This window comes from Microbulbifer sp. YPW1, from assembly GCF_013367775.1.
Classification (GTDB): Bacteria; Pseudomonadota; Gammaproteobacteria; order Pseudomonadales; family Cellvibrionaceae; genus Microbulbifer.
Map to the genome: position 1 here is coordinate 3,065,774 of NZ_CP055157.1, position 15,571 is coordinate 3,081,344.

13 protein-coding genes are annotated in these 15,571 nt (G+C 60.4%); 12 read left to right on the forward strand and 1 reads right to left on the reverse strand.

From position 1 onward, the window contains the following. Position 1 precedes the first annotated feature (1 nt). From HUW35_RS12460 to HUW35_RS12510, 11 genes are all read left to right on the forward strand, one after another. Positions 2–226 (forward strand): cbb3-type cytochrome c oxidase subunit 3, encoded by a 225-nt coding sequence (locus HUW35_RS12460; protein ID WP_181252615.1) that lies wholly within the window; start codon positions 2–4, stop codon positions 224–226. Further along, complete coding sequence (ccoP, locus tag HUW35_RS12465; RefSeq protein WP_181252616.1) at positions 223–1,131, forward strand: cytochrome-c oxidase, cbb3-type subunit III; 909 nt, start codon at positions 223–225, stop codon at positions 1,129–1,131. Before HUW35_RS12460 ends, ccoP begins: the two co-directional genes overlap by 4 nt. A gap of 161 nt (positions 1,132–1,292) precedes the next feature. Then, positions 1,293–2,708 carry a cytochrome c oxidase accessory protein CcoG gene (gene ccoG, locus HUW35_RS12470; protein WP_181252617.1) on the forward strand — a complete coding sequence of 472 codons (1,416 nt, stop codon included), beginning with the start codon at positions 1,293–1,295 and terminating at the stop codon, positions 2,706–2,708. A 75-nt stretch (positions 2,709–2,783) separates the two neighbouring features. Beyond that, complete coding sequence (locus HUW35_RS12475) at positions 2,784–3,335, forward strand: FixH family protein (RefSeq protein WP_181252618.1); 552 nt, start codon at positions 2,784–2,786, stop codon at positions 3,333–3,335. 4 nt (positions 3,336–3,339) lie between these two features. Further along, on the forward strand, positions 3,340–5,838 hold the full coding sequence (locus HUW35_RS12480; RefSeq protein WP_181252619.1) for a heavy metal translocating P-type ATPase: 2,499 nt from the start codon (positions 3,340–3,342) through the stop codon (positions 5,836–5,838). A gap of 87 nt (positions 5,839–5,925) precedes the next feature. Beyond that, entirely contained in the window at positions 5,926–6,162 is a 237-nt protein-coding gene (gene ccoS, locus HUW35_RS12485; protein WP_181252620.1) for a cbb3-type cytochrome oxidase assembly protein CcoS, read from the forward strand. Then, positions 6,162–7,187, forward strand: coding sequence for a sulfite exporter TauE/SafE family protein (locus tag HUW35_RS12490; protein ID WP_255463269.1), 1,026 nt, complete (start codon positions 6,162–6,164; stop codon positions 7,185–7,187). The genes ccoS and HUW35_RS12490 overlap by 1 nt, the downstream gene beginning before the upstream one ends. Positions 7,188–7,334: 147 nt before the next feature. Then, positions 7,335–8,777 (forward strand): isoprenylcysteine carboxylmethyltransferase family protein, encoded by a 1,443-nt coding sequence (locus tag HUW35_RS12495; protein ID WP_181252621.1) that lies wholly within the window; start codon positions 7,335–7,337, stop codon positions 8,775–8,777. A 64-nt stretch (positions 8,778–8,841) separates the two neighbouring features. Then, positions 8,842–10,353, forward strand: a complete 1,512-nt coding sequence (locus HUW35_RS12500) for a hypothetical protein (protein WP_181252622.1) — start codon at positions 8,842–8,844, stop codon at positions 10,351–10,353. Beyond that, positions 10,337–10,798, forward strand: coding sequence for a GtrA family protein (locus HUW35_RS12505; protein WP_181252623.1), 462 nt, complete (start codon positions 10,337–10,339; stop codon positions 10,796–10,798). Before HUW35_RS12500 ends, HUW35_RS12505 begins: the two co-directional genes overlap by 17 nt. Beyond that, the gene (locus HUW35_RS12510) at positions 10,786–11,880 is read left to right on the forward strand and encodes a glycosyltransferase family 2 protein (RefSeq protein ID WP_255463270.1); all 1,095 of its coding nucleotides are present in this window, start codon (positions 10,786–10,788) and stop codon (positions 11,878–11,880) included. The genes HUW35_RS12505 and HUW35_RS12510 overlap by 13 nt, the downstream gene beginning before the upstream one ends. A 13-nt stretch (positions 11,881–11,893) precedes the next feature. On the opposite strand, the gene nadC is transcribed toward HUW35_RS12510, so the two are convergent. After that, on the reverse strand, positions 11,894–12,751 hold the full coding sequence (nadC, locus tag HUW35_RS12515) for a carboxylating nicotinate-nucleotide diphosphorylase (protein WP_181252624.1): 858 nt from the start codon (positions 12,749–12,751) through the stop codon (positions 11,894–11,896). A gap of 493 nt (positions 12,752–13,244) precedes the next feature. Here nadC and HUW35_RS12520 point away from each other — a divergent pair, with 493 nt between their 5' ends. Next, positions 13,245–15,503: a DUF1631 domain-containing protein gene (locus HUW35_RS12520; RefSeq protein ID WP_255463271.1), complete on the forward strand. Its 2,259-nt coding sequence runs from the start codon at positions 13,245–13,247 to the stop codon at positions 15,501–15,503. The last annotated feature ends 68 nt before the right edge of the window (positions 15,504–15,571 follow it).

The following is a 15,571-nucleotide window of genomic DNA, read 5'->3' on the forward strand; positions in this document are numbered from 1 at the left end:
GGTGGATATCGATATTCTGCGGCAGATCGGCGTTGTACTGGGTTCACTGGCATTTCTGGGTATCTGCTGGTGGGCCTTTTCCCCGAAGCGCAAAAAGCGCTTTGAAGAGGACGCCAAACTTCCGTTTGCTGACGAGCAAGAAACTTCTGACAAGGCCGCTCGCAAGAGCGAAACCAGTACCGGCGAAGAAGCCGGCGAGAAACAGGAACAGGGGCAGGACAAATGAGTACATTTTGGAGTGTTTGGGTAATTGTGCTCACCCTCGCCAATCTAGGATTGGTAACTTGGGTTCTTTTCGCTAACCGCAAAGTGGCGGTGGACGATCAGGACGATCCGGAAAACCGCACCACTGGCCATATTTACGATGGCATTGAGGAGTACGACAACCCGCTGCCGAAATGGTGGTTCCTGTTGTTCGTGCTGACCCTGGTGTTCTCTGCCATTTACCTGGTGATTTACCCGGGCATGGGTAACTTCAAGGGTATTGGCGGCTGGACTTCCGTGGGTGCGCTCAAGGCTGATCAGGCCAAGGCGCAGGCGGAGTTCAAGGAAACCTTCGGCCAGTACGTGGATATGCCGATCGAGAAAATTGCCGAAAGCCGCGAAGCGCTCAAAATGGGTGCGCGGATCTTTGCCAACAACTGCTCCGTTTGTCACGGTGCTGATGGTGGTGGTAACTACGGCTTCCCGAACCTGACCGATAACGACTGGCTGTACGGTGGCACCCCGGAGAAAATCCTGGAGACCCTGCACAACGGTCGCCAGGGCATGATGCCTGCCCAGGGCCCGATCATCGGTGAAGACGGCGTGAAGAATACCGCTGAATATGTGCTGGCCATGAATGGTCTCGAGCACGACGCGGCGATGGCAGAGCAGGGCAAACAGGTATTCGGTACCGTGTGTATGGCCTGTCACGGCGCGGACGGTAAGGGCAATATTGCGCTGGGTGCGCCGAACCTGACCGATGACATCTGGCTCTACGGCGGTACCCGCGAAGAGATCCAGCACACCATTCGCGGTGGCCGTAGCAACCACATGCCGGCCCAGAAAGACAAACTGCGTGAAGACAAGATTCGTCTGGTCGCAGCCTATGTCTACAGTCTGTCGCGTCAGGAAGACGTTCAGCAGTAAATCAGCGGACATTTAAACGCTGAGTCAAGGAATGGGCGGTGGCCTCGCGCCGCCGCCCAGATCGCTGGAAGGGCACGCAGGGAAGAAAAACAAGCCTCATTGCATGTCGTAAGTCATTGCAGTCGTGACCCGATCCGGTCTTTTTCGGGAAGAGAGGTTTTGTGAGCGATAGAATACCCACCCGCGAAGAGCAGGAAGGCGATGGCGAAGTCCGCTACCGCATGCTCTACGAATCCGACGACAAGGTTTATATTCGTCACATCCGTGGCGTTTACACCCGTATCCGTAAATACACCGGCCTGCCGCTGTTGTTGGCCTTCTTCTTTATCCCCTGGCTCAATATCGATGGGCACCAGGCGGTTCATTTCGATCTTCCCGCACGCCAGTTCCATATTCTGTGGATGACATTTGGTCCCCAGGACGGATTCCTGCTTGGCTGGTTACTGATCATCGCGGCCTTTGCGCTGTTTGCGGTGACAACCTGGCTCGGCCGGGTGTGGTGCGGGTTTACCTGCCCACAGACGGTGTGGACCCTGATGTTTATCTGGGCGGAGCGGGTATGTGAGGGTGACCGCAGCAAGCGTATGAAGCTCGATGCGGCCCCCTGGAGTGCAGAAAAGGTACTGCGTAAGGGTGGCACCCATGCCATCTGGCTGCTGATCTCGCTCGCCACCGCACTGGCTTTTGTCGGGTACTTTTACGGCATCCGCGACCTGGTGGTGGATCTGGCCACGTTGAAGGCCCATCCCCAGGGCGCTTTCTGGGTGGCGTTTTTCACCTTTGCTACCTACATGAACGCGGGATTCCTGCGCGAGCAGGTGTGCAAGTACATGTGCCCCTATGCGCGTTTCCAGTCGGTCATGTACGACAAGGATACCCTCGCGGTCTACTACGATGCGCGGCGCGGCGAGGCGCGCGGGCCGCGCAAAAAGAATATCGATTACAAGGCCCAGGGCATGGGCGATTGCATTGATTGCTACTGGTGTGTGCAGGTGTGCCCTGTGGATATCGATATCCGCGACGGCATGCAGTACGAATGCATCAATTGCGGACTGTGCGTGGATGCCTGTAACAGCGTCATGGACAAGATGGAATATCCCCGGGGGCTGATCCGCTTTACCTCCGAGGACGAGCTGGAAACCGGCAAAACCCAGTTCGCGCGGCCGCGCCTGTTTGGTTACGGGCTGGTGCTGGCATTGATGCTGGGGCTGTTTGCGCAGCAGGTGATGACGCGCTCGCCGGTTTCGGCGGAGGTGTTGCGAGACCGCGGTGCGCGGATGTACCGGATTTCCCAGGGCATGGTGCAGAACGTCTATACGGTCAAGATCAACAATATGGACCAGAAGCCGCACCAGTTCTCGATCAGTATCGAGGGCAAGCCCGGGTATGACTACTCGTTGCGGATGCAGCGGGGCATGCAGATCAAGCCCGGCGAGATATACTCCGTGCCAATCCGGGTGAGCGTGCCGAAGGCGCAGCTCGAAGAAACAAAACACGATATCGTCATTGTGATCCAGGCGAAGGATGCTCCGGAGCTGGAGGATCGCCACAAAACGGTATTTATCGGCCCCAAATAGCGGGATCCTGATCCCGGCTAGCCTCCCGGGGTGTCCCGCGCCCGCAGTCCGTGTTACACGGGCTTTTATCTATCAATGGTTGAGCAATTAGTGTCACACAAAGCGGATAAACAAACGCCGGCTCCCTGGTACCGCGAGCCCTGGTTCTGGATGGTAATGGCGCCACTGATTCTGGTGGTCGTGGTGTCGTTTACCATGGTCTCCATCGCCGTGCGCCACGGCGACGACGTGGTGAGCGATACGTATTACAAAGACAGCCGCATGTATCACTACAGTGCGGAACAGGATCAGCGTGCCCGGGAATTGAACCTGGCGGGAATGCTGTTGTTCTCCCCGGAAGACAAGACCGTATCCCTGGATCTTCGCGGTCAGGTCGAGTTCCCGGAAAAGCTGCTGCTGACCCTGAGTCACCCGGTGGAGGCAGATCTGGATGCGCATGTGGTGCTGGAGCAGATATCCATCGGCCGCTATCGGGGCAAGGTCGAGGCACCCCTGCAGCACCGCTGGTATCTGCAGGTTATGCCGGAGCTGGATCCGGAGCAGTTCCGCGATGCCCAGTGGCGTCTAAAAGGGGAAATCAACTTTGACATCGGCAATGGAGTGCCCCTGAAGCCCGTCGAGCCGTGAGCCTATGACTGACCCGCTCGCTTCTGCACCCGCCGCTTCTTCCTGCGATTCTCCAGTACATCCGGTGGATTGTTACCACTGTGGCCTGCCGGTGGCTGAAGGCAGCCACTATGCGGTGCTGATCGACGGTGTGCGCCAGCCCATGTGTTGCCCCGGGTGCGAAGCGGTGGCGGGCGCCATCGTGGCCGGTGGGCTCGACAATTTCTATCGCTTCCGCGAACAGAGCAGTGAGCGCCCGGAAGGCGCTCCGCAAGAAGCGCGCTGGAGCGCCTACGACCTGCCGGAAGTGCAGGGTGAATTTGTCCGCGCGTTTGACGACCATAAATCTGCCACTTCTTCTCCGGAAACACTGCAGGTGGCGAGCCTTCTGGTCAGTGGAATTACCTGTGCCGCCTGTGTGTGGCTGATCGAAAAGCACCTGCTGCGACTGCCTGGGGTAGAGCGGGTCTCGGTCAATGCCAGCACCCACCGCGCCCAGGTGGTGTTCGATCCACAGCAGACCCCGGTCAGCCAATTGTTTTCCTCGCTCGCGGCTATCGGCTATCGCCCGGCGCCCGCTACAGCGGCCAACAGTGAGCGCCTGATCCAGCAGGAGCGCCGCGCCGCCATGCGCCGGCTCGGTGTCGCGGGGCTGGGAACCATGCAGGTAATGATGTTTGCCATCGCCCTGTATTTTGGCGGCAGCAAGGGTATCGACAGCCAGTTCGAGCAGTTTTTCCGCTGGGTCTCCCTGGTGGTGGCCACCCCGGTGGTGTGTTACGCGGCGCAACCGTTCTTTGCCGCCGCCTGGCGGGCATTGCGCAGCGGCCAGCTGGTGATGGATGTCCCCGTATCCCTCGCCATCGGACTGGCCTATGGAGCCAGCGTCTACGCAACCGTGTTCGAGACCGGCGAGGTCTACTTTGAATCGGTTTCCATGTTTACCTTCTTCCTGTTGCTGGGGCGCGCGGTAGAAATGCGCGCGCGGCATCGGGCCGGGCTGGCCAGCGGCGGTCTGGCGCAATTGCTACCGCTCGCAGCCATGCGCCTGGACGATTCCGGCAACGCCGAATCGGTACCGGTGACGGCGCTGGTCGCCGGTGACCGGATACTGCTGCGCCCGGGCGACACCATTCCAGCGGACGGTATCGTGCTCGATGGCGAAAGCGGGGTGGACGAGTCGGTACTCACCGGCGAATCGGCCCTGCAACAGAAACAGATCGACAGCCCGGTGTTTGCCGGCAGCGTGAACGGCGATTCCTCACTCACCGTGCGGGTCAGTGCGGCCGGCAGCAGCACCCGCTTGTCCGCCATCGAAAAGCTGGTAGAGCAGGCTCAGCTGGACAAGCCCACTCAGGTGGCGTTGGCAGACCGGCTCGCGGGCCGGTTTATTGCCGCGGTCCTGTGTATCGCGGTGGCCGCATTTGTCTTCTGGTGGCAGCAGGCGCCGGAGCGCGCCTTCTGGGTGGCACTATCGGTGCTGGTAGTGACCTGTCCCTGTGCACTGTCCCTGGCAACGCCCGCGGCACTGGCCGCTGCCACCCTGCGCCTGCAGCAACTCGGCCTTTTGGTAGCCAAGGGGCATGTACTGGAAACCCTGCCGCGGCTCACGCGGGTAATTTTCGACAAGACCGGCACCCTGACCGAAGGCGAGCCGCGACTGCGTGCGGTGATACCACTGCGCGAGGGTGTGGCCGAGAGCGAGATCCGGGATATCGCGGCGGCGTTGGAAAGCCACAATAACCATCCCCTGGCGCGGGCTTTCCGCTCCTGGTTTGGCAATCGCCCGGTGCGGGAACTGCGGTCGGTCACCGGTCGCGGGGTTGCAGGCATCTGCGCAGAGACCCCCTATCGCCTCGGGCGACAGGATTTTGTGCGCGAGCTGGCGAAAGATTCGGCTCCGTCGCTGCAAGTACCCGCGGCGCCGGGGCAGTGGTTATTGCTGGGGGACCCAGAGGGACCTGTGGCCTGGCTGGGCTTGGGCGATACGGTGCGGCCGAGCGCGGCCGAATCGGTGGCCGCGCTGCGCGACCAGGGTCTGGAAGCAGAGCTGCTGAGTGGTGATCAGTCGGAGGAAGTGCCGCGCCTGGCGGAAGTCACCGGAATCGCCGATTTCCGCGGTGGGGCCTCGCCAGAACAGAAGCTCGCGCACTTGCGCAAGCTGCAGTCCGAGGGGCAGCGGCTGCTGATGGTGGGGGACGGCATCAACGACGTGCCCGTGTTATCCGGGGCAGATGTTTCAGTTGCCATGATGTCGGCAGCGGATCTGGCGCAGTCCCGTGCCGATGCGATCCTGCTGCAGGGCGATCTGCGCGCATTGCCTCGCGCCTTTGAATTGGCGCGCAAGTGTCGCACAATTATTCGCCAGAACCTGACCTGGGCGATTCTGTACAACGCCCTGGCGTTGCCGCTCGCGTTTCTTGGTCTGGTGCCGCCGTGGGCCGCTGCCATCGGTATGTCGCTGAGCTCGCTGCTGGTGGTGGTCAATGCTTTGCGTCTGTCGCGCTGGCAACCGGCCACCTAGCGCCTGCTAGATAGTGCAGTCGACGCGCTTGCCAATGGGGCGCGCGCCGTTCGGCAAATTTTTCCGAATTGTTTTTCGAGGTAACACGTGGACAGTATTTTCCTGCTGGTACCCATTGTCATTTTGTTTGTCGCCGGTGCGGTGAAGCTGTTCTTCTGGGCCGTTAACAACGGGCAGTACGACGATCTGGAGACTGAGGGACGTCGCATACTGTTTGATGACGATGCGCCGCGTCACACCCCGCCACAGGGGGAGAGCACCGAGCATCGGGATTTCGAGGCGCGCGCGGATTCCGGTGTGGATAACGTGGATGGAAATCGATAATGCTGGATTGGGGTACGCTCGCCGCGGCGCTGGCAATCGGTTTTTTCGGCAGTAGTCACTGCGTTGGTATGTGCGGCGGGATTTCCGGCGCGCTGGGACTGGCGGTGCCCGGACAAAAGCCCGCCTGGCCCCGACTGATCGGTTATTCCACGGGGCGTGTGGCCAGCTACACCCTGATGGGGTTGCTGGTGGGGGTTCTGGGGGCTTACCTGGCGACGGATATCGCTAGCAGCCTGGCGCCGCTTCGGGTAGTGGCCGGACTGATGCTGATCGCCATGGCGCTGTATCTGGCGGACTGGTGGCGAGGCCTGGTTTGGCTGGAGCGGGGTGGAGCCGTCCTTTGGCGGGCGGTCCAACCGCTTTCGCGCCGCTTATTGCCGGTTAACTCCACGTCGCAGGCAATTGCACTGGGCGCTGTCTGGGGGTGGCTGCCCTGTGGTCTGGTGTACAGCGCACTGGCCTTTGCCCTGGCGCAGGGCAGTGGCGAACAGGCGGCCCTGGCCATGCTGGCCTTCGGCCTCGGCACGGTGCCGGCGGTACTGGCGACCGGCGCTGCCGCGGCTCGCCTGCGTACACTGGTACAGAAACCGGGCGTGCGACTGGGGATGGCGCTGCTGGTGCTGGTCTTCGGCCTGTGGACCTTATGGGGCGCGGGCGGACACGGGGCTCACGGTACTCACAATACTCACAATGCAGACAGCTCCCATGATTCCTCCCACAGCGCCGGGACGCACCAGATGGTGGGGGATGTGGATAGTGGCCCGGCTGCGGAGCACGCCCAGCACATGCCGGTCGATCACTCGACCCACGGGGATCACCCGGGGCCGAATGCCGACGATGAGCCGTCTCAGGAGCAGGCAGGGGATTCCGCCGCGCAGGAGGAGGATCACTCCGGCGCTGCGCATGGACGCGCTCATCACGATCATCACCAGCACCGAGCTGACTCGAGTGGCGGGTCGGTTCACGACCATCCTGAGGTGGACCAGAAAGTGGAAAACGAAACTGGCGCCGCAACTGAGGACTGACTCCCGCTGGTGGGCAATGTGCGCCAGCGCACCGTGGAAGCGGCGCGACGATAGGGGTAAACTGGCGCAATTCTGACCTCTGGTCTGACCACTTTGGTTGTGATCAAGTGGCGGCCGGCAAGTCGCGATGTACCAGTTGGACTCAGTATGAAAAAAATAAAAAATAAATCCGCCGGTGCCAGACGGTCCTCCGGCCCCGACAAACGTGCGCAGCGATCATCTGTTGCGCCAGCAGAGACGCTCAGCTGCCCGAGCGCGCCTACCAGTGTCTGGATCAACCTGTGTGCGCTGGCGATTTCCCTGGCGGCCGTGGTCTGGCTGCGGGAGTACGGCCAGCACCTCGCAGTGAAAACCCAGTCCCTGGTTGTGGTTGCCGTCGCCCTGGCGCTGCCGATCATCGTGCTCGAGTGGCTGTTTCTCAAACCCTATCGCAACCCGTCCGCCGGGCTTGATTTCAACCGCAAGAACCACAGCCTGAGGCGCACCGCGGTAAAACTGCTGGGCTTTTATCTGGCCGTGGGCTCGGTGGCATTCGTTTACTGGCTGTTCCCGGAGTACCACGGTTCCTTCTACGACAACTATTTTTCCGTGGTGCGGGCAGTCCTGCCCTGGTGGATGCTGCTGGCGGTGCCTTATTTTTACCTGCTGGACGGCGCCATGCGTGAGCCCAAGGACAGTTACTGGCAGCTGGGCAGCTGGCTGCTGGGGCGTCGCAAGGGAGTTTCCGGCAAGGCGATCGGCCAGCTGTACCTGGGTTGGCTGGTAAAGCTGTTCTTCCTGCCGCTCATGTTTGTCTACATGGGCAACAACCTGAACACCCTGCTCAATTTTGATTTCGCACGGCTGTTTGGCAGTTTCAAGGCGGTGTTTGATTTCACCTTCAATTTCCTGTTTTACATCGACCTGTTGTTCGTAACCGTTGGGTATGTATGTACCCTGCGGCTGTTCGACTCCCATATCCGTACTGCCGAGCCCAGTTTCCTCGGCTGGGGGGTGGCTCTCATCGGTTACCAGCCGTTCTGGAGCCTGTTCTCGGGTACCTACCTGAAATACGATGATGCGCCAGCCTGGGGTTACTGGTTCTGGGATACACCGGTGGCTTACAGTATCTGGGGCAGTGCAATCCTGTTGCTGATTGCCATTTATGTATGGGCGAGCATCCCGTTCGGTATCCGCTTTTCCAACCTTACCCACCGCGGGATTCTCACCAATGGTCCCTACCGCTTTACCAAGCACCCGGCCTATATCAGCAAGAACATCTCCTGGTGGATGATCTCAATGCCGTTCATGGTCAGTGCCAGCGCGCCCGAAGCCTTGCGGCACTCGCTGTTGTTGTTGCTGGTGAACTTCATTTACTTCATGCGCGCGCGCACCGAAGAACGACACCTGTCCTGGGATCCTACCTACGTCGCTTACGCCCGCTATATTGAGCAGCGCGGTACCTTCGCATTCCTGGGGCGCTGGTTCCCGGTGCTGCGATTCGGCCACGGCCGCCTGTTCAACCGCGGCGAAGAATCCCCGCCGGCCGAGCCTCTCGTTTCCGGGATCTCGGCATCACAATCGAATGCGACCGGCACCGCCGGTGCCTGAAGAACTGTGGATCTCGTGTAGGAGCGGTGCGATGGGGTGGGGTGTAGCGAGTTCGAATTCAGCGGTGACCAGACTGCGGCAGTGGTGGCAGTTCACCCTCGCCGACCTGCGCGGGCCGAGCGGTTTCCGCGGATCGCTGATAGAGCGGATTCCGGCGGGTGCCAAGCGTATCGATGGCCGCTGGTGGATTTACGCGGGACTCTATCTGTTAATCGCCGTGGGTATCTGGCTGCGGGTGGAGCACGTGTTCACCCACAACCCCATGGACCATATCTGGAGCGATCCCCAGCGTCACTGGGAGCAGGGCACCCAGACCCTGCGGCGCGACCCGATGACGTTAACCGACCCGGTGATGTACCAGGTCTACGTGGGTATCCTCGGCAAGCTGACCCTCGGCGAGCCCTTTCTTGTCGCTCTCTACACCGCGTTGCTCGCCTGCCTGACACCGTGGCTCTGGTACCGGTTTGCGCGGGAGCTGTTGCCGGGACGCCTGCAGGCCACGGCGGTGTGGGCGTTGCTGTCCCTGTTGCCATCGTGGATCGCCATCTACGGCTATTTCATGCAGGAGACGTTGCTGCTGCCACTATTGGGGGCAGCGCTGTATGCCAGCTGGCGCTGTCGACGGAAGCAGACCCTGGGAAGTTTCCTGTTGATGGTGACGCTGTGGACCTGTGCCGGGCTGACCCGCGGCATCGCTATTCCCCTCGCTGCTGTCGTAACCACCTGGCTGTGGCTGGTACAGCCGCGCAAGCTGGCCAAGGCGGGCTACAGTCTCGCGTTACTGGCGCTGTTGATGGGGCCGCTCGCTTACCGCAGTTACGCGGCCATGCATATGATTTCCCCCCACGGTATCGGCCAGCTGGTGGCGTTGTATCTGCGCTCCGGCAAGCGCGAGATCCACGTGCATTACAGCCGCGAAGGCGCGCAGTGGAATTACTGGTTCGGCTCTCCTTCCACCGGGGAAAAGCCACTGGCGCCGCTCAGCGATTGGACGACCAGCCGCGATGGCCAGGTGCACGCAAGAATCCATATTGAAAACGGTGCTGACGATTGGGCGACGGCACTGGCGCGCTATCCGATGACGCTGGAGCGCTACCTGTCCCTGGCCAGTGAAAACCTGATCTACCTGTTTTTCGGCTCGTCCTGGCCGGATAACAACCGCGAGCGAACCCTTGAGAAAATCAATCACCACAGTCGCTGGCTGTGGGCGCCACTGACCCTGGTGTTGTTGATCGGTACGATATTGAGCTGGCGTCACCTGCGAGGTGCACGGCTGTTTGCGGTACTGCTGGGAACCTGGATCCTGGTGCAGGGACTGTTGCCGATCGCTGTCAATGAAGGGCGCTATCGCAAACCGGCCGAGGGCATGCTACTGGTGCAGGCACTCCTGGTAGCCGGTGCCCTGCGGCGGCGCGTCTCCCGCAAAAATACCGCGGCAGAAGAACTGGCCGGGGAGCGCGAGGCCAGCCCCGAATTTATTGCTGCCGCCAGGGGGCAAACGGATTCGATATTAACCGAAAGTGAGGACCGGCCAGTGAAGCAGCCACAGCGGGAAGCCGATGATGCGCCCGTCTGAATACTCACAGCACGAGCCTGTTTCAGGTGCGCAGAAACCAGGCAGGTCGCTGGCAGCGGTCAAGCTGATGTCACGCGCCGGACGTTTTGCCCTGGTGGGAGGGATAGCCACCGCTTTGCAGTACGGCTTGCTGGTGGCCATGATTGAAGTGCTGGGCGTGTTTGCGGTGCTAGCCTCGGCGCTATCGTTTTGCTGTTCGGCGCTCGCCAACTACCTGCTCAATTACTACCTGACGTTTCAAGGCGGAGTGCAACATCGCCGTGCGCTGCCGAGGTTTGTGCTGGTGGCGGCGCTCGGGCTTACCATCAACACCCTGTGTTTTTCCCTGGTGTTGGCCGTGGCTCCGTATCTTTTGGCTCAGGTCGTCGCCACTCTGGTCACGCTGGTGGTTAACTTTCTCCTGCATCACTTCTGGATATACCGGGAGCCCGAATGGAATCCATGACCGAACAGGCTTTGCCGACACTGGCGATCGTTGTCCCCTGTTACAACGAAGAAGAGGTAATTTCGGATACCACGGCCGAGTTGCTGTCCACGCTTTCACAACTTGAAAATAGTGGCCGTATCGCTGCCGGTTCGAAAATCTACTACGTGGATGACGGCAGTCGCGATGGTACCTGGCCAATCCTGCAAAAGCTGGCCGGGGAAGATACCCGTATCGTGGCGGTGGCGCTGTCGCGCAATCGCGGTCACCAGAATGCGCTGTATGCGGGGCTCTCGCAGACCAGTGAAGACATGGTCGTCAGTATCGATGCGGATCTGCAGGACGGCCCGGAAAACATCGCGTCCATGATTGACGCTTTCCTGGCGGGCAGTGAGGTGGTATTCGGCGTGCGCAAGGAGCGGGCAACGGATACCTGGTTCAAGCGCATGACCGCGGAAGGGTATTACCGCGTGATGCAAGCCCTGGGGGTGGATCTGGTATTCAACCACGCGGACTTCCGCCTGATGTCGCGGCGGGCCGTGGACACGCTGCTACAGTACCCGGAAACCAACCTGTTCCTGCGCGGTATGGTGCGCGAGCTGGGCTTCCGCTCGTCGACGATTTCCTATGCGCGTCGCCCGCGCCTGGCCGGGGAAAGCAAATACCCCCTGCGTCGAATGTTGTCCCTGGCCTGGAAGGGCGTCACCGCTTTTTCCATTGCCCCGTTGCGGGCGATTACCCTGCTGGGGCTGATTTCTGGTGGTATTGCCCTGGGTCTGATTGTCTGGGTGCTGATCGTGAAGCTGGTATCCAACAGCGTGGTGCCGGGCTGGGCGTCAATTATGGTCCCGGTGCTGTTTATTGGCAGTGTCCAGTTACTCTGCCTCGGCGTGATTGGCGAATACCTCGGCAAGATTTACGAGGAGGTCAAGCGTCGTCCCCGATTCCACCTGCGGGAAGTTGTTGGAGGGGAGAGCGTTTTGCCGCAAGCGGATGTGGGCCGCGTCATGCATGCGGAGAGCGCTGCCAGCGCGGCAGCGCAGTATGTGAAGAAAGAGCAGTGTGCAAACAGGTCGACAGTGGGTGAACGCCCCGAGGGCTGATCAGTCGGTTGCTCTACTCGGAAAGCAGGCGCAATGACAGGTCCACTGCGCGCAGGTGCTTGGTCAGGCTGCCGCTGGAAATATAATCCACCGCCAGTCCGGACAGTTGCTTGAGACGCTCCTCATTCACACTGCCAGAGATTTCGATCTTGGCGCGCCCCTGGGCCCGGTTCAGCGCTTCCGCCGTCATGGCGTCGGTGAATTCGTCCAGCATGATCACGTCGGCACCGGCATCCAGGGCCTGCTTGAGTTCGTCAATACTTTCCACCTCGACTTCCACCAGCGCGCCTGGTTTGATCTGGTGCGCCTGGGCCACTGCGTTGGCAATGCCGCCGGCGGCGGCAATATGGTTTTCCTTGATCAGGAACGCGTCGTAGAGGCCGATGCGGTGATTTTCACAGCCGCCGCAGAGCACCGCATATTTCTGCGCACTGCGCAGGCCGGGAATGGTTTTGCGGGTATCCAGAATCTTGATATCGGAGCCTTCCGCCAGGGCTGCATAGGCGGCCGCGGTCGTCGCGGTACCGGACAGGGTCTGTACGAAATTCAGCGCACAGCGCTCGCCGGTCAGAATGGTGCGGGCGTTGCCTTCCAGCTCAAACAGGGTGCTATCAGCGGCAACGCGATCGCCGTCCCGCACGTGCCATGTCACCTGCAATGCCGGGTCGAGCTGGCGGAATACTTCGTTCACCCAGGCTTTCCCACAGAACACACAGTCCTCGCGGGTAATCACGCGGGCCTTGGCCTGACGTTCCGCCGGTATCAGCTGGGCGGTAATGTCACCATCGCCAATATCCTCTGCCAGCGCGTCGCGGACGGAACGCTCGATATCCTGTTGCAGGTTGGGGATAGCGACAGTCGCTGGTGTCATGGCTGAACCTCGGTGATCGGGTGGCGTCTTGTTAGGGGGCGATATTGCTGGGTTGCGAATACTAGCAAAATGTAGCTCGCTGTCAGTATGGATGTGGTTATTTCCGGCCGGCAACGTCTTTCGGGGCACTGACGTGCCGGGTCCAGGATCAGTTCGGGGGCGCAGCTTTGCCGGGATTTGAGGCGGGCCTGTGATGATCGTCGCAAAACGATCTGCGCCAATGACGATACAGTTGTGCTATTGGTTTGCGTGTCCGTAGAATCTACCTTCGATCAAAATTGATCACTGCGTATCCACTGTCCCGCGACAGTTATAAGCCCTGCCTAGCGGGGCCCACGAAGCAAGAATAAACCAGGTCCGCAGGGCGCATCCCAGAGCCCCTGTGGTTGCATCACCCGGCACTCCTTTCACCAAGTCCGCCGGCCGAGGCTATATGGCAATGAATGACTCCAACAATGTGGTATCCATACAGGGTGTTTATCGGGAGCGGGGAATGAAGCGTACTCCCAAGCTACCGGCACCGGTCGCCGCAGTGAAGGATAAAGCCCAGGCGCTGCTCACAGAGCAGGCCAAGCGCGTATTTGCCAAAGTGGATGACTCGCTGTTTGCCATGGCCGAAAAAGCCCACGGGCAGGACGAGCAGGATGGCCTTTTCCAGGCGCTGCGCATGCTGCGCGTGGAGCGCCGCAAGGTGGTGGAGCGCTTTTCCGAAAATATAGCGGAGTCATTCCAGGTTCGCGAAGTGTCTGCAGACGATGCGGACGATCCATATTCCGCTGACAACCTGTCACTGGTGCACAACGATGACCTGGAACAACTGGTGGCGGTGGATACCATGGTCGCCAGTGCCAAGCGGGATTTTGCCGAGCCGCTGACCGAAATTTCCCTTCGTCTGAATACCCTTCTTTCTGTCAAGGTCTACGACAAAAACAATCCGATTGGCCCCGATGCAATCTGTGATGCATTTGTCGAGGCCTGTCGTCCGCTGGAATTGCATGTTCGAGCGCGACTGACTCTACTGAAAAAGTTCGAACACCTGGTAATGGAACAGCTCGGCCAGTTGTACGAGCAGTGCAATGAAGTATTTGTCGAACACGGTGTGCTGCCATCGCTCAAACAGCAGCGACGGGCGGCGCGCCAGCAGCGCACAGCCCAGCGCCAGCCAGCCCCGCAGCCCACAGCCGGGCAGACGAATGGGCGGGACACCGGCTACTCCGACACAGGGGGCTATTCGCCATCGGCAGCCCCAGCGGGAAACCACGGCTTGCTGCCGCTGAACTCCGGTGTCGCTCCGATGGGGGCTCAGGACCTGCTTTCGCACCTGGGGGCCTTGCAGGGCCACCTGCCAGAAAGTTACGACGAGAGCGGGATTCAGCTGCTGAACGTCAACCACCTGTTGCAGCAGCGTCTTGTGGATGCGCGCCAGTCTGCGTCACTCGCGAAGATGGACAGCGACATCATCAAGCTGGTGGAGATGCTGTTCTCTTTTATTCTCGAGGATCGCAATCTCGCCGAGCCGATCAAGACCCAGCTGGGGCGCCTGCAATTGCCGCTGCTGAAAGTGGCCATTGCTGACAGGTCCTTCTTTAGCAAGGGGGGCCACCCCGCGCGCAAACTGCTGAACGAACTCGCTGACGCCACAACCGGTTGGCAGGCGAAGGACAACTACGAATCCGATCCACTGTTCAAAAAAGTCGGCGAAGTGGTGGCGCGCGTCCTCGCCGAATTTGATCAGGATATCAATATATTTTCCGAACTGCTGGACTCCTTCCAGCAGTTCATCCTGCGCGAGCGCAAGCGCGCCGAGAAACTGGAGCGTCGGATAGTCGACGAGGCTGATGGCAAGGCGAAATCCCAGGCGGCCAGGGCGCGCGTGGCTGCGGTCATGGACGCATTGATGGCCGAACGGGATCTGCCGCCAGTGGTGGTGGAATGGCTGGAAAAGGTCTGGGCCAACATGCTGTTCCTGACATGTATCAAGGAAGGCACCGACAGCGAAAGCTGGAGCCGCGATGTGCGCACCGCAAGGGATCTGGTCTGGAGTGTGCATGCCCCCATGCCGGATAGCCGCAAGCAGCTGCTGGGCCTGTTGCCTGCACTGCAGGACCGGCTGAAGGCTGGCGTGGAGATGGTATCCCTCAACTCGTTCGATGCGCGACGCATGTTTACTGACCTCAAGCAGGTCTACCGGGAGCGTTTTGCGCTGGCTCAGTCCATTTCCGAAGAGCGCAGCCGTAAAGCCCGCGATGAGGTGCGGGAAGAGGCGCGGCGCGCGCAAGAGGTAGAAGCCGCCTCCACTGCGGTTGATTTGGCCGCCACTAAAGAGGAGGCTGCTACTCCCTCCATCAATGAGCAGGAAGCGACGGTCGCCGAGCTGCCACAAATGGAAGAACTGGAGCAGGCGGTTGCGGAAGCTGAACTGGTATCCGAGCCGAGTGGCGAGGTGGATTCCCTGCCGGAAAGCGACTCCCACTGGCAGCAGACATTCCGTCTGGCCCAGGGCAGCTGGTTTGAGCTGAAGCGTGAGGGTGAGGAGCAATTCCGCTGCCGTCTCGCCGCGGTGATTAAAGATATCGACCAGTTTATTTTCGTGAATCGCAATGGTGCCAAAGTCGCCGAGTTCACCCGCATCGAATTGGCACACGCCCTGCGCAATGCACAGCTGATGCCGCTGGATGACGGAATGCTGTTCGAGCGGGCCCTGCAGTCGGTTATCGGCACCGTGCGCAAGTCCCGTGGTGAGATGAACTGAGTGTCACTGGCTGTACTTGGACAGTGGCTGCGGGTGATGACATCCGACCGCTCGCAAGTCGCTTAAAT

What these genes read in the sequence shown, in the direction of transcription:
- HUW35_RS12520 (WP_255463271.1), top strand. Translation starts at nt 13,245, where the DNA reads ATGAAGCGTACTCCCAAGCTACCGGCACCGGTCGCCGCAGTGAAGGAT.
- HUW35_RS12475 (WP_181252618.1), top strand. Translation starts at nt 2,784, where the DNA reads ATGGTTGAGCAATTAGTGTCACACAAAGCGGATAAACAAACGCCGGCT.
- HUW35_RS12505 (WP_181252623.1), top strand. Translation starts at nt 10,337, where the DNA reads ATGATGCGCCCGTCTGAATACTCACAGCACGAGCCTGTTTCAGGTGCG.
- HUW35_RS12510 (WP_255463270.1), top strand. Translation starts at nt 10,786, where the DNA reads ATGGAATCCATGACCGAACAGGCTTTGCCGACACTGGCGATCGTTGTC.
- ccoP (WP_181252616.1), top strand. Translation starts at nt 223, where the DNA reads ATGAGTACATTTTGGAGTGTTTGGGTAATTGTGCTCACCCTCGCCAAT.
- HUW35_RS12480 (WP_181252619.1), top strand. Translation starts at nt 3,340, where the DNA reads ATGACTGACCCGCTCGCTTCTGCACCCGCCGCTTCTTCCTGCGATTCT.
- HUW35_RS12490 (WP_255463269.1), top strand. Translation starts at nt 6,162, where the DNA reads ATGCTGGATTGGGGTACGCTCGCCGCGGCGCTGGCAATCGGTTTTTTC.
- HUW35_RS12495 (WP_181252621.1), top strand. Translation starts at nt 7,335, where the DNA reads ATGAAAAAAATAAAAAATAAATCCGCCGGTGCCAGACGGTCCTCCGGC.
- nadC (WP_181252624.1), bottom strand. Translation starts at nt 12,751, where the DNA reads ATGACACCAGCGACTGTCGCTATCCCCAACCTGCAACAGGATATCGAG.